The organism is Ligilactobacillus salivarius DSM 20555 = ATCC 11741 (genome assembly GCF_001435955.1).
Classification (GTDB): Bacteria; Bacillota; Bacilli; order Lactobacillales; family Lactobacillaceae; genus Ligilactobacillus; species Ligilactobacillus salivarius.
In genome coordinates this window covers 21,155-34,812 of record NZ_AYYT01000004.1, presented here as the reverse complement: position 1 = coordinate 34,812, position 13,658 = coordinate 21,155, and the positions used below count along the sequence as shown (strand labels likewise).

At 31.0% G+C, this 13,658-nt stretch carries 10 protein-coding genes; 5 read left to right on the top strand and 5 right to left on the bottom strand.

The annotated features are described in order from the left end of the window. Positions 1-89 precede the first annotated feature (89 nt). Entirely contained in the window at positions 90-2,381 is a 2,292-nt protein-coding gene (gene helD / locus FC55_RS03330) for an RNA polymerase recycling motor HelD (RefSeq protein ID WP_003701349.1), read from the top strand. 55 nt (positions 2,382-2,436) lie between these two features. Here helD and FC55_RS03325 read toward each other — a convergent pair whose 3' ends face one another. From FC55_RS03325 to FC55_RS03310, 4 genes are all read right to left on the bottom strand, one after another. Beyond that, positions 2,437-3,195 (bottom strand): NADPH-dependent oxidoreductase, encoded by a 759-nt coding sequence (locus FC55_RS03325; protein WP_003701351.1) that lies wholly within the window; start codon positions 3,193-3,195, stop codon positions 2,437-2,439. 98 nt (positions 3,196-3,293) lie between these two features. Then, positions 3,294-3,968 (bottom strand): ABC transporter ATP-binding protein, encoded by a 675-nt coding sequence (locus tag FC55_RS03320; RefSeq protein ID WP_003701352.1) that lies wholly within the window; start codon positions 3,966-3,968, stop codon positions 3,294-3,296. Positions 3,969-3,971: 3 nt separating this feature from the next. Continuing rightward, positions 3,972-5,033 (bottom strand): ABC transporter permease, encoded by a 1,062-nt coding sequence (locus tag FC55_RS03315; protein WP_003701354.1) that lies wholly within the window; start codon positions 5,031-5,033, stop codon positions 3,972-3,974. Between the two features lie 15 nt (positions 5,034-5,048). Then, the gene (locus FC55_RS03310; protein WP_003701355.1) at positions 5,049-5,555 is read right to left on the bottom strand and encodes a TetR/AcrR family transcriptional regulator; all 507 of its coding nucleotides are present in this window, start codon (positions 5,553-5,555) and stop codon (positions 5,049-5,051) included. Positions 5,556-5,725: 170 nt separating this feature from the next. Here FC55_RS03310 and FC55_RS03305 point away from each other — a divergent pair, with 170 nt between their 5' ends. Then, entirely contained in the window at positions 5,726-6,289 is a 564-nt protein-coding gene (locus FC55_RS03305; protein WP_003701357.1) for a M15 family metallopeptidase, read from the top strand. A 114-nt stretch (positions 6,290-6,403) separates the two neighbouring features. Further along, on the top strand, positions 6,404-8,212 hold the full coding sequence (gene spxB / locus FC55_RS03300) for a pyruvate oxidase (RefSeq protein WP_035150213.1): 1,809 nt from the start codon (positions 6,404-6,406) through the stop codon (positions 8,210-8,212). 174 nt (positions 8,213-8,386) lie between these two features. Here spxB and apf read toward each other — a convergent pair whose 3' ends face one another. Next, positions 8,387-8,956 (bottom strand): aggregation-promoting factor, encoded by a 570-nt coding sequence (gene apf, locus FC55_RS03295; RefSeq protein ID WP_003701360.1) that lies wholly within the window; start codon positions 8,954-8,956, stop codon positions 8,387-8,389. A gap of 483 nt (positions 8,957-9,439) precedes the next feature. Here apf and FC55_RS03290 point away from each other — a divergent pair, with 483 nt between their 5' ends. Together FC55_RS03290 and FC55_RS03285 are read left to right on the top strand one after the other, a co-directional pair. After that, the gene (locus FC55_RS03290; protein ID WP_003701362.1) at positions 9,440-10,555 is read left to right on the top strand and encodes an exonuclease SbcCD subunit D; all 1,116 of its coding nucleotides are present in this window, start codon (positions 9,440-9,442) and stop codon (positions 10,553-10,555) included. Then, entirely contained in the window at positions 10,552-13,653 is a 3,102-nt protein-coding gene (locus FC55_RS03285) for an AAA family ATPase (protein ID WP_003701364.1), read from the top strand. The genes FC55_RS03290 and FC55_RS03285 overlap by 4 nt, the downstream gene beginning before the upstream one ends. Positions 13,654-13,658: the final 5 nt, after the last annotated feature.

The following is a 13,658-nucleotide window of genomic DNA, read 5'->3' as shown; positions in this document are numbered from 1 at the left end:
ATAAAAAATATTTAAAATTTGTTATAAACAGTTAAAAATGATACAATAGTATGACGAGTTTTTTGATAATTTGAAAGGGGTTGTTAAAAATGGCTCTTACTGAAAAAGAATTAGAACAAAAACATATGGATGATGTTGTTGCTAAAATAAAGCAAGCTGAAAAGAGACATCAATCCGAGATTAATAAGGTTGAACAAGATAGAAAAGACATTATGGATGATTTTAAAAATAATGTCAGAATTAAAACAGGCTCCTATGCTGGAATTATGGAAACTGGTCTAACTGTAAGACAACAGCAACAACTTTTACAAGAACGCGAAAATAGTTGGCAACATGCAACACAGAGATTAGAAGTTCTTGAAAAGTTAGAGAAAAAGCCGTACTTTGCTAGAATAGATTTCACTGAGAATGATGGTAAGCAGGAATCTATTTATATAGGATTAGGTTCGTTTGCGGATACCCCAGACCATTTTATGATTTATGATTGGCGTGCTCCAATTTCTAGTATTTACTATGATGGTAAATTAGGAGAAGTAACATATGATACACCTGATGGCCCACAAACAGCAGTATTAACTCTAAAAAGACAGTTTATGGTAGAAGATGGCAAGATCATAACTTTATTTGACACTGATGAAACTGTTGGGGATCAAATGTTATTGGAAGTTCTAGACGAATCTTCTGACATTAAGATGAAGAGTATTGTTACTACGATTCAAAAAGAACAAAATAAGATTATCAGAGATACTAAGTCTGACTTGCTATTTGTTCAAGGTGCTGCAGGTTCAGGTAAAACATCTGCTGTATTACAAAGAGTAGCATATCTATTGTATCGTTATCGTGGAAATTTGAGCTCGAGTCAAGTGGTATTATTTTCACCAAACCAGTTATTTAATGACTATATTGATCAAGTTCTACCAGAATTAGGGGAACAAAATATGGTTCAAATGACTTACTATCAATATTCACAACGTCGTCTACCTAAGATACATGTAGAGACGTTACAAGAAAGATTTGATGAAGATAATCAGCCATTAAGAAGAAAAATTTCAGCTTTAAAAAGCAGCTTAACAATGTTTAATGCGACAACTAATTATAGTGATTATTTAAATACTGCTGGAATGAGATTTAGAGATATAAAATATAATGGAGAAATCTTCTTCTCTAAAAAAGATATAAAGAAAATTTACTATAGTTTTAATAGTAATTACAATCTACGTAATCGTTTGTCTGCTACTAAAGAAAAACTTATTAAAATTCTGAATAGTAAGGTAGGAGAACTTGCTAAGCAAGATAGTGTTCAAAAACAAATACAAGATTTAAGTAGAGAAGAGCTCAATGAATTATATGGTGATGAGCCACGTAATTTTGTTAATGGTGATCAAGAGCTAAAATTCTTAGCCCGCAGTTACGTTATGAAACAATTACGTCCAGTTCAAAGAGCTATTGTGCGTAATCGCTTTTTAAGTATTAATAAACAATTTGTTCATTTCATGCGTAATATTCCAGAACTAGTTGATTTAGCAAAATTTGATTTAACTTTAGAACAGTGGAATGATGATGTCGATATGACAATCAGTCGTTTGAAAAATCATAAATTAACAATAGCTGATGTAACTATTTACCTGTATTTGTATGATTTGATTACGGGAAAACGTGGCGAAGTAGATATTAAGCATGTCTTTATTGATGAAATTCAAGATTATACAGCATATCAATTAGCATATCTAAAATTTGGTTTTCCACGTGCTAAATTTACAATGTTAGGTGATTTAAATCAAGCTATTTTTACCAAGGAAAATAGCCATACATTGTTGGACGAATTAGGCACAATGTTTGATAAAGATAGAACAAAAGTTATCCAATTGACACAATCATATCGTTCAACCCAACAAATAACAGACTTTACAAAAGAAGTATTAGTAAATGGAGAAAAGGTTACATCTTTTGCTCGCAAAGGACCATTACCAACTATTACAATTGATAGCGATGAAGAAAAATTAGTTAATGATGTAGTTATGCAATTGCACAGAAATGATGCAGAAAAGATGACTACTGCAATTATTGGTAAAACATTAGCTGAATGTGAGAAGTTGACAGAGGAATTAAAGCAAAAAGGTGCTCAAGTTACTTTAATTAAGACTGAAAACCAACGCTTAGTTCCAGGGACAATTGTGGTACCAGCATTTTTAGCAAAGGGACTGGAATTTGATGCTGTAATAATGTGGAATGCTAATAGAAATAATTATCATGATGAAAGTGAAAGACAATTAGTTTATACAATTTGTTCTAGAGCGATGCATAGATTAGATATATTCGTTGTTAAAGAATTAACACCATTAATGGACAGGGTAAATCCAGAATTGTATGAAATGTTATAAAAAAATTCCTGAGTACTTGATTGGAAATGTAAGCCAATCAGGTCTTAGGAATTTTTTAATTCCAAAGCATACCTTTAGAATGTGTTAATTCGAGAACTTCATCACGTTTGGTAACTTTTCGATTAAGATTGCTATTTTTGCCAATAATTTGTTGAGTGAAATTCTCTTTACGTGGGTTAGAGGTACGACTTAAATAGTAATGTTCAACTTCTTTATCGTAATCTTCATAGTCTTGTGTAGACAGATTATCCTGATATTCATTTTCAAAGACTTTGAATGATAATGGTAAACGAGGCTTTTGCTGAATTTCTTCATCAGGGATACCTATTTGCAAACCTAAAGCAGGAATTACCATATCAGGAAGATTGAATAATTCACTGACAGCACGAATATCATTGCGAATGCTACCTAGAATTACGCCTCCTAGGCCTAAACTTTCAGCTGCAAGGTACATGTTTTGAACAGCTAAAGTAGCATCAGATAAGCCTTGAAGGTACAAATCCATTGTATGCAAGCGACCATCATCAAGGTTAGCTTCTTGGCGCAATTTTACATTGCGATGTAGATCGATTAAGAAGATAAAAAGTTCACCATTTTCAGATACTGGTGGTTGGTTACAAATTTCGGCTAACTTAGTGCGTTTGTTCTTGTCTGTAACATGAATAATAGAGAATTGTTGAAGAAACTGGCTACTTGCAGTATGATTTGCAACTTCATAAAGAGTATTTAAGGTTTCTTTATCAAGTTGTTGATTCTTGAAATGTCTAATAGAGCGATGATTAAGTTGCGTTTTAATAGTATTATTTAAATTCATTACAGTTCTCCTATCTCTCTAGATAAAATATACATTTAAGTATAGCACCACAAAAAGAAACGCAACAAATGAAATGAATTGTTGCGCCTAATATTATATTATTTAGATCTTATTAAATTTCCATCATCTAATTGGTAAATTTCATCGGCAAATTTTTCTAATCTAACATCATGTGTGACGACAAGAATTGCTTTATTCTGGTCATGGGCTAGATTGGCCAGTAAACTACCAACTTCTTTAACTTTTACACTATCTAAAGCAGCTGTTGGTTCATCAGCTAAGATAATTTCAGGGTTGGTATATAAGGCTCGAGCAATGGCCACTCTTTGTTTTTGACCACCAGATAGTTGATCTGGATATTTATTAATCAAATTATCGATACCTAGTTTAACTAATAATTGATTTAATGCCTCTTTAGAAAGATTATTTACTTTTTTAATCTTATCAACTAAAGTAAATTGTTCAGCGACAGTTAAGTAAGGAACTAAGTTATAAGCTTGTAAAATAAAGCCAATTTGATTTAGTCGTAAATTATCACGTTCTTTAGCAGAAAAAACACTAATATCTTTATCATTAATCATTACTTGTCCAGAATCTGCAGATTGAAGCCCACCAGCAATCGTTAAAAAGGTACTTTTGCCAGAACCAGATGGACCTAGGATTAAAATGAGCTTTCCTTTTTCAGCAGTAAAATTTAAATCACGTAGGACATGTACTTGAGCAGTATCTTTACCGAAATACTTATTAATATTTTTTAATTCAATAACAGACATTTTTTATCCTCCAATAACAGAAACAGGATCTACTTTAAGAACAATTCTGATAGGAATTAGTGAACCAAGAATTGCCATTAAAATTAATCCTAACGAGACGACAAACATAAAAGTTAGGTTAAAGGACATAGGAACAGTATTTGGAATTGAAAATGACGTTCCGATAGTTAAAAAGATACTAATTCCAAGACCAATAATAGTTAGGATTAGTGACTGAGAAAAAGTAGCATTAACTAAAAGTTTAGCAGGACTACCTTGAGCTCTGAGAACAGCATAGTTACCAATCTTTTGAATCGTGATTATATAAAGGAATACTGCAATGATAATTAGGGAAATGATCATCAAAAATCCAATCATAAAGATAAAAGTTGAATTCTGAGCAGAATATCCTGGTAACTTATTAATAACTTCTTCAACTGTATAAAGTTTTAACGAAGTATCAGTATTTTTGATTGAATTTTTTTTAGAAACAATAGCACTTCCACCGAAATTAGATCCCATACCACGCAAATTTTGCCATGTTGTAGTAGTTCCATAAATAATAGGTGAAATATTAATTTTAGCATTATGAGTGAATCCAACAATTTTATATTTAGTACTATCTGAATTTAAGGTTAGATAATCTCCTAATTTATATCCTTTTTGTTTAAAAGAATCGTCAACCACAACTTCATGATTATTAGTAAATTTTCTACCACTACTTATTTTTAAGTCACGATTAATAAATTGTTCTTTCTCTAGTCCGATAAAAGAAGCAGATTGCTTTTCTTTATCAGTAGCTTTAGCAACAACTGTAGCCTCAGCAATAACGGCATTATTTTTGTTCTTTGTCAGTTTATTTACTTGTTCGGTAGTTAATAACGATTGACGTAAATTAGTATCAGAATCTTTATTAAGGACAACACTCTTTATTTTCCAACTATCAATAGCAGCAGTATTTTCTTGAGCAAGACCTAATGCAAGACTTGTTAGGATAAAGATTAAATAACTAATCAGGGCGATCATGGCAATGATTAAGCCATAACGTAACTTTTCATGTTTAATTTCTTTTAAAGCAAGAAACATACAGTATCATTCCTTTCATTTTTCCAAAAGCTTTGTCAAAACTACGTAAAGTTGTTCCAGATATTTATCTTGTTTATCGGGAGAACTCATACTTTCTCTAATTGTTGCGTGACATAACTCAGCAACTGCCCAAACTAAAGGGGAAACGTCAGGAGACATTGGTTTGGCAGGAATATGATGTTCGTTATGTAAGATATGCATCCTTATTAAGTCATAATATTTACTTTTTTGAGTATTGGTCAAAAAATCAAGAGTTTGCTGAACGTAAGCATCGGCTGTTTGATCGCCCTTAGAAATAAAGGGAGTATGGATGTCTTTCATTGCTAACTTATAAAGAAAAATATATGCATCAGTTAAATCAGAAAAATATTTATAAAAGGCACCACGTGCGATCTCAGCTTCTTTAACAATTGGAGCAACTTGAGCTTTACTCAAAGATACTTTTGAAAATTCATGGAGTAAGGCGAGAATAATTGTATTTTTCTTTTTTTCAGATAAATGTTCAAATGTAGATGAAGGCATAAATTATCATTCCTTTGATTTAAATTAATTAGTGACACGGTGTCAACTTTACAAAAAGTATCATACACCAAAAGTGACACGGTGTCAACTTTAAAATGATTTATAAGTTAAAAAGTAGGAAGAGAAAATAATAGATCTATAAGTTATAATTTAAGACAGAGGTGATTTAGATGGATAAAAAATTAACAGGATTTACTAATATTCAGAAATTAGATCCAGATATTATTGTTGATCTAAAATATGCGACAGAAGATAATTTTACAGGCAAAGTAATTTATGATTTTACTACTGCTATAGCCAGAACCGGAACCGCATACAAACTAGCTGAAGCAAGTGCAATTGTAAAGAAACAAGGATATAGATTGAAAGTATGGGATGCTTATCGTCCTGTAAAATCTCAGAAAAAATTATTTGAAGTTTATCCTGATCCTAAATTTGTGGCTGAACCTAATCCAAATTTCAGCCATCAAAAAGGTGTGACATTTGATTTAACTCTAACTGATAATCTAGGAAATGAAGTAGAGATGCAAACTGGATTTGATGATTTCTCTGAAATGGCTGCTAGAAAAGCACCAAGAACCCCTGAACAAGAGAAAAATTATAAGATCCTAAATGATGCGATGCTTGAAGCAGGATTTGTAGGATATGAAAATGAATGGTGGGATTACCGCGATAGTCAAATGGATGAATATGAACCTTTAGATGCTGATCCTAATGAATATAAAATAAAATAAAAAAGTTGCACAAAACACTTGCACTAAAAGTAAGTAAGTAGTACACTATAAAACGTAATCGAAAGAAAACGTTTGCAATATATAATTTAGATTTGTTTTATGGAGGTTCTATTTATGACTGAAAAGAAAATTGCAGCAAGTGTTGCTATGTTAAAAGTTTTAGAAGCATGGGGAGTTAAGGATGTTTATGGTTATCCAGGTGGTTCTTTTAACTCAACAATGAAAGCGCTAGATATTGAAAAAGAAAATATCAATTATATTCAAGTTAGACATGAACAAGTAGGTGCTTTAGCTGCAGCTGCTCACGCAAAATTAACAGGACAAATAGGTGTGACTTTTGGTTCTGCTGGACCTGGTGCAGTTAATTTATTAAATGGACTTTATGATGCTAAGGAAGATCATGCACCTGTTTTAGCATTAGTAGGACAAGTTCCTCATACTAATATGAACTATGATTATTTCCAAGAATTTCCTGAAGTTCCAATGTTCCAAGATGTAGCAGTATATGATCGTATTGTAATGACACCAGAAAGTTTACCTTATGTTGTTGATAAAGCAATTCGTGAAGCTTATAAGAATAAAGGTGTAGCAGTAGTTGTAATTCCTAACGATTTTGGATATGTAGAAATTCCAGATGTAGACTATGCATCTACTACAATTTTAGATAAAGCTGAACCTAAGCCAGCACCAACAGATGAAGAAGTTGACAAGTTCTTAGAATTAGTTAAGAATGCTAAACGTCCTATTTTCCATGTGGGTTCAGGTATTAAAGAAAATGCTGATAAGTTAATAGAGTTATCTAGAAAATTACAAATTCCAGTAACAATTACAGGTTTAGCAAAAGGTTCTGTTCCTGATGACTATGAAGGTAATTTAGGTACATTAAATCGTGCTGCTTCTAAAGCTGCAGATGAAGCATTTGCAACAGCAGATTTAGTAATTGCTTTAGGTGCAGATTTCCCATTTGCTAACTTGGTATATCGTACACATGACTTTAAGTTTGTACAAATTGATAATGACAGATCCCATTTTGGTAGACATCATTTCTTAGATCTAGGAATTTGGTCAGATTCAGGAGAATTCTTGGCAAAAGCTTTAGAAAGAAGTGAAACTGCTCCAGAAAGTGCATTCTTTAAAGCAAGTGTTGCAGCTATGAAAGACTGGAAAAAATATCTTAACAAATTAATGCATAAAGAAGAAGGTCCACTTTCATTTGAACAAGTGTACCGTGAAATTAATCGAATTGCTGAAGAAAATGCTGTTTTTGGTATTGATACTGGTGATAATATTATTAACAGTTTCCGTTTCTTAGACTTTAAAGGCGATAAAAAGTGGACAATTTCTGCATTATTTGCAACTATGGGATACGGAGTACCTGCAGCTATTGCTGGTCAATTAGCTTATCCAGATCGCCAAGTATTCAATATTTCTGGTGACGGAGCTTTCTCAATGGTTATGCAAGACTTATTGACTGAAGTTAAATATAATTTGCCAGTGATCAACATTGTAACTTCTAACCAAACACTAAACTTTATTAAATCAGAACAAGATGATATTTTTGAAATGAATCATTCTGGTATTGATTTAGTAGATGCTGACTATGCTAAAATTGCAGAAGGAATGGGAGTAAAGGGAATTACAGTGAAGACTCTTGAAAAACTTCCTGCAGCATTTGACGAAGCATTAGCTACTACAAAGGCTGGTCGTCCAGTATTAATTGATGCTAAGATTACTGATAAGCGTGGAATTCCAGTAGAAGAACTAGAATTACATGTTGAAGATGGTAAATTTGTTGAAACAATTTCTGCTGGTTATCAAGCAACACATGCTGAAAAGACAGTAGAAGATTTCTTCGCAAGTTATGACGGTGCTGAATTAAAACCTTTAACTGCATATTTTGAAGAATATGGCGTAGAAGCTTAATTAATATAAATCAATTAGCCAATCTAAATTTATTATAAGAATCTCCTTAGGCGTCGACATTGGAATAAATGTTGATGCCTTTTTATTATGCTGATTTTTGGTAAAATAAAAAGTCCCAATCTAAGAGGATTGAGACTTAAAAATTAATTTCAATATAGTAATTGTGGCTAAATCTTAGTACCAGCCGTTAGATAACCAGTGAGATTGAGCAGCTGACCAAGAACCATAACGACTAGCTACGTATTGATCTGCAACACGTTCTTGGTTAGCAGGGGAGTAATCTCCACCTAAGTAAGAAGCAGATAATTGATATCTACCAATGTATTGACCATTACGAGCGCCATAATTGCCACCAGATTCACGAGCAGCAATCCATTCCTTAGCAGCTTGTTCGTTACCAGAAACACTGGATGTGTAATTAGAATTTGTATTGTAGTTTGTAGTAGCTTGTTGTGAACTTGCAGCTGGAGCAACTTGTTGACTTTGTTGACTTTGAGCTGCTTGTTGGTTGTTATCAGCTTGAGTAGCTTCACCAATTTCAAGTTTTTGACCAACAAAGATTAAGTTAGCATTTGATAATTTGTTTGTGTTAACAATAGCATCAACAGTTGTGTTGTAATCTTTAGCAAGTTTTGAAACTGTATCACCGGATTTAACTGTAACTGTATCTGCGTTTGCAACTGTTGCGGAAGCAAAGACACCTGTTAATGCTGCGGCTGATGCGATAACTGCTGTTTTTTTCATATAAAATATTCACTCCTGTAAAAAATTCTTATTTAAAATCTAAATCTTAGAATAATATACATAGCTTAATAACTTGAATAAGTTCTCCTATGTATCAACGTTTATAAGTATAGAAAAATAATATAACAGGCATATAGCATATAAATTACTTTTTTCGATGATTATGTAATATTTTGTAATATTTTAGACTATTTAATGATCTAAATGTTGATATAATGGGAATTACAAAAAAATATAAAGTACTGAAAAATGTAACAAAAAAAGTAAAAAATATCCAGAAATTATTCATAAAAATCGAAAAATTGATAAAACTTTGGTTATTTTACGAAGATATTACTTAGTATAAGAAGTTGTTACGAGAAAAATTAAAGAGATTTTTTAGGATTGAAAGTAGTGTGTAAAAAAATTAAATTAACTACTACTTTTTTTATTACCACTATAATATGGTAAAATTAATATAAAACTTATGTTCGGAGGGGTAATATGAAATTTTTACATACTGCAGACTGGCATATAGGAAAAAAACTACACAATTTTGACTTGAATTATGAAGAAGATGACGCGTTTAAACAAATTGAAAGAATTGCAGAGGAAGAAAAGGTTGATGCAATTATTATAGCTGGTGATTTATATGATAGATCATTACCAAGTGAAGAAGCAGTAAAAAGTGTAAATGAAAAATTAAAGAGGCTAAATCTGGTTGATAAGTATCCTTTATTAGTTATAAGTGGGAACCATGATTCAGCAACAAGATTAAATACTGGTAGTGAATGGTTTAAAGCTACAAATTTATTTTTAAATACAAAAATTTCTGGAGCATTTGAACCAGTAGAAATAGAAGAAACACAATTTTTTCTCTTACCATATTTTGAACCACAAGAGGTAAGAAATTATTTTGACAGGCAAGATTTGAAAAATGTTCAAGAAACGATGCAACTTATTGTAGAAAAAATAAAAGAAAAGTTTAAGCCTAACATGAAACATGTGTTGGTTGCACATTTTTTTGCTGCTGGAAGTACACAAACTGATTCTGAGACTAATGTTATGGTCGGTGGTTTAGACGCTATTCCAACTTCTTATTTGAATGATTTTGACTATGTTGCGTTAGGACATTTACATGATGCAAGAGCAAGTCAAGCAGAGACTATAAAATATAGTGGGTCACCTGTAAAATTTTCAGTGTCAGAAGCGACATCTCAAAAGGGTGTTTGGATTGTAGATACTGAAAAAATAGCACCTAAATTTGTTCCATTAGTTCCAGTTCATGAAATAAATGTATTAGAAGATTCGTTTGACAATTTAATTTCTCCATCGGTATATGAAAAGTATTCCAAGGAAGACTATTATGCTATTAGATTGACTGACACTAAGGTTATTCCAGATGTGATTAATAAATTAAGAAATTACTATCCTAAGATCTTAGAATTGAGGCGTGTTAGTGAAATTCAAGAGCTGAAAGTAGAAGAGAATAAAGAAAGAGATTTAACTGATCCCATGAAATTAGTTAGTGACTTTTTTACTGAAGTTACAGGTGAGAAGTTAACTTCAAATCAGCAAAAATGGGTAGAAAATGCATTAAAGGATGTGAATAAAAAATGAAACCATTAAAGTTAAGAATGAAGTACTTTGGACCATATATTGATGAAACAATGAATTTTACAGAGTTTGATAATACACCTTTATTTTTAATCAGTGGAAAAACAGGTAGTGGGAAAACAACCATTTTTGATGCTATGAGTTTTGCTTTATTCGATCATACTTCTGGCGATGAAAGAGACGCTAAGCAGATGAGATCTGATTTTGCTACACCTAATGATACAACTGAAGTGACATTTGTATTTGAGCATAATGGAATAAAGTACACAGTTATTCGTAGCCCCAAAATGAATTTAGCTAAAAAGAGAGGAAATGGAACTAGAGATGTTGAGGCTTCTGTAAAAGTAAAATATATCAATAAAGAACAAGAAAATATAGAGATTACTAAAAAAAATCAGGCAGATAAATTTTTACGTGACTTAATCGGCTTGGATGCACAGCAGTTTACACAAATTGTTTTATTACCACAAGGAAAATTCAGAAATTTCTTGAATACTAATAGTGCTGATAGAGAAAAGATATTAAGAAAATTATTTGGAACGAGTCTATATCAAAAATGGACAGAGAAAATCCAAGAACAAGCAAAAATCAATGAAAGTGAAAATGAGAAGTTAACAACACAAATACAAACAATCCGACAACAAGTAGAAATTGAAGATAATGATGAAATTAATGACGAAGAATGGATAGTTAAAGTTAATAACCAAATTGAAGAAAAAAAGAAAAAACAAGAAAAAGTAAATAACGATATAACTATTAGTCAAAAGCAACTTGATAACTTGGTTGAGACTTATCAAAATGAAAAAGTATTAGCAGATAGTATTAAGCAAAAAGAGGACAATATACATAAACTACAATCTCTAGAAAATAATCAAGATAAGATTGAATTAAAGAAAATTTACGCTTATAAATTGGCTTGGTATCAAAAAAATCAACAAATATTTAACAATAAAACTGATTTAGAATTACAGATAAAAGAAAAAAGTGACAAATTGGTATTACTAAATCAAGAAAGTAAATTTTTAATTCAAAAACATGAATCTGCAAAAATAGAAGCCCAAGAGCTAGAAAAGCAACAAGAAAATATTGAGAATCTAAAAAATAAGATTTCAACATTAGAAGTAAAATTACCAATTTATCAAGATGTAAAAGTAAATCAAGAAAAATTGGATAATTTGGATAAGAATCATCAAGATACTAAAAATAGGCTTGATAATTCAGTAAAAGAACTAGAAAAACAAAAAGTAAGCTATAATGATTTAGAAAAAGAACTAGCTAAGTTAGAAAATATAGATGAGAAACAAGTTGAGTTGGTTAATGAGAATAATAAATTAACTAGACTGAGCGAAAAAATAGATTTAGTAGATCATTTAGATAGTGAAATTGAATCAAAGAAATTACAAAAAGAAAAATTAGAAAAGAAATATCAAGAACAGGAAGAATTAGTACAAGAAAGTACAGATACTGAAGAAAAGTTAAATACTTTGTGGGTAAAAAATCAAATTTACTTTCTTGCTAAACAATTAGCACCAGGAGAACCTTGTCCAGTATGTGGATCCAAAGAACATCCATTACCAGCTAAAATAGATGAATTGGAACAAGTAACTGAGGAAGATGTAAAATTAGCGAATAAGAAAGCTGAAATTGAAAGATCTAAAGCAAAAGAATTTAAGTTAAGACTAACATCTATAACAGACGAAATAACAGAATTAGAACAAAATAAAAAAGAAAGCATAGATAAAATATTACTTGATTTTGAACTAGGGGAAAAACATTCTTTATTAGAACTACAAGAAATATTTCAGATTAAAAATGATGAGTATCAGAAAAAAGCAAAAGATCTTGAAAATAAAGTCAGCTTGAAAGAAAAGTTAAAAGGTGACAGTCAATTAATAAAAAATGAAATAGCTAATTTAGAGAAAGAAAAAGATAAATTAAAAGAACAATATGATGATGTATATTATCGCTTAAAAATGACCGAAACTACTCTACAAGAACAAAAAAAGCAGTTGAGTCCTGAATTTGAAGATGTAAAACAAGTTGAAGAATATATTACAGATACTAAAAAGAGAGTGGAAGATTATCAAATAAATAAGGATAAAATCACTAAAGAACTTCAAGATACTAAAGCAGAATTAATTAAAGTTCAAGCTGATATTGATAGCAATCATCAAGAATTAGAAAGTAAGAAAAAAGGACTAAGTAAAATTAATAAGGAAATAACTACATTAATAGAAAATAGTGAGATTAATTTAGAAGAAATAGCTTCCTTAGCTAAGGATCTAGCACGATTAGATTCTATTAATAATGAAATTAATAGTTATGAAAAACAAATATTAATAGTAAAAACAAAAATATCGGAATTGGACAAAACAATTAATAATAGAGAAATGCCAAATTTAGTTGAACGTAATAGTGTGATTGCTGATAAAAGAAAAGAACTTCTAACATTCCAAGCAGAATTTAGTGATATTACAACGGAAATTAACCATATACAAAAAATAAAGCAAGAAGTAGAACAATTACTGCAAGAACAAAAAGGAAATTATAAGTTAATGGCAGAATGGAAACAATTATCAGATGTAATGACTGGTAAAAGTGCTACTAAGTTGAGTTTGGAAAGATATGTGCTACAAATGTACCTTCAAAGAGTGTTAAATGTTGCTAATGGACGTTTGAAAGAATTAACTCAAGGAAGATATAGTTTCCAAATAAAAGATGAAAAAGGTAGTTATAGTAGTAATACAGGATTAGAGATTAATATATACGATGATAACGCTGGGAAAGTTAGACCAGTTCAAACTTTATCAGGTGGTGAAAGTTTTATTGCTGCTTTAGCTCTAGCACTAGCTTTAGGTGAGGTTATCCAAGCTAATGCTGGTGGAATATTTGTGGATGCTTTATTTGTAGACGAAGGATTTGGTTCCTTGGATAGCGATGCATTACAGATAGCATTGGAAGCCTTGCAGACGATTGAAGGAAAAAATAGGATGATAGGGATTATCAGTCATGTTAAAGAATTGCAAGAACAAATACCATTCCAAGTAAAAATATCTAGCAATTATGGAAAAAGTAAGATAAGTTATAGAAAGGATTTCTAAATAAA

What these genes read in the sequence shown, in the direction of transcription:
- helD (WP_003701349.1), top strand. Translation starts at nt 90, where the DNA reads ATGGCTCTTACTGAAAAAGAATTAGAACAAAAACATATGGATGATGTT.
- FC55_RS03325 (WP_003701351.1), bottom strand. Translation starts at nt 3,195, where the DNA reads ATGAATTTAAATAATACTATTAAAACGCAACTTAATCATCGCTCTATT.
- FC55_RS03320 (WP_003701352.1), bottom strand. Translation starts at nt 3,968, where the DNA reads ATGTCTGTTATTGAATTAAAAAATATTAATAAGTATTTCGGTAAAGAT.
- FC55_RS03315 (WP_003701354.1), bottom strand. Translation starts at nt 5,033, where the DNA reads ATGTTTCTTGCTTTAAAAGAAATTAAACATGAAAAGTTACGTTATGGC.
- FC55_RS03310 (WP_003701355.1), bottom strand. Translation starts at nt 5,555, where the DNA reads ATGCCTTCATCTACATTTGAACATTTATCTGAAAAAAAGAAAAATACA.
- FC55_RS03305 (WP_003701357.1), top strand. Translation starts at nt 5,726, where the DNA reads ATGGATAAAAAATTAACAGGATTTACTAATATTCAGAAATTAGATCCA.
- spxB (WP_035150213.1), top strand. Translation starts at nt 6,404, where the DNA reads ATGACTGAAAAGAAAATTGCAGCAAGTGTTGCTATGTTAAAAGTTTTA.
- apf (WP_003701360.1), bottom strand. Translation starts at nt 8,956, where the DNA reads ATGAAAAAAACAGCAGTTATCGCATCAGCCGCAGCATTAACAGGTGTC.
- FC55_RS03290 (WP_003701362.1), top strand. Translation starts at nt 9,440, where the DNA reads ATGAAATTTTTACATACTGCAGACTGGCATATAGGAAAAAAACTACAC.
- FC55_RS03285 (WP_003701364.1), top strand. Translation starts at nt 10,552, where the DNA reads ATGAAACCATTAAAGTTAAGAATGAAGTACTTTGGACCATATATTGAT.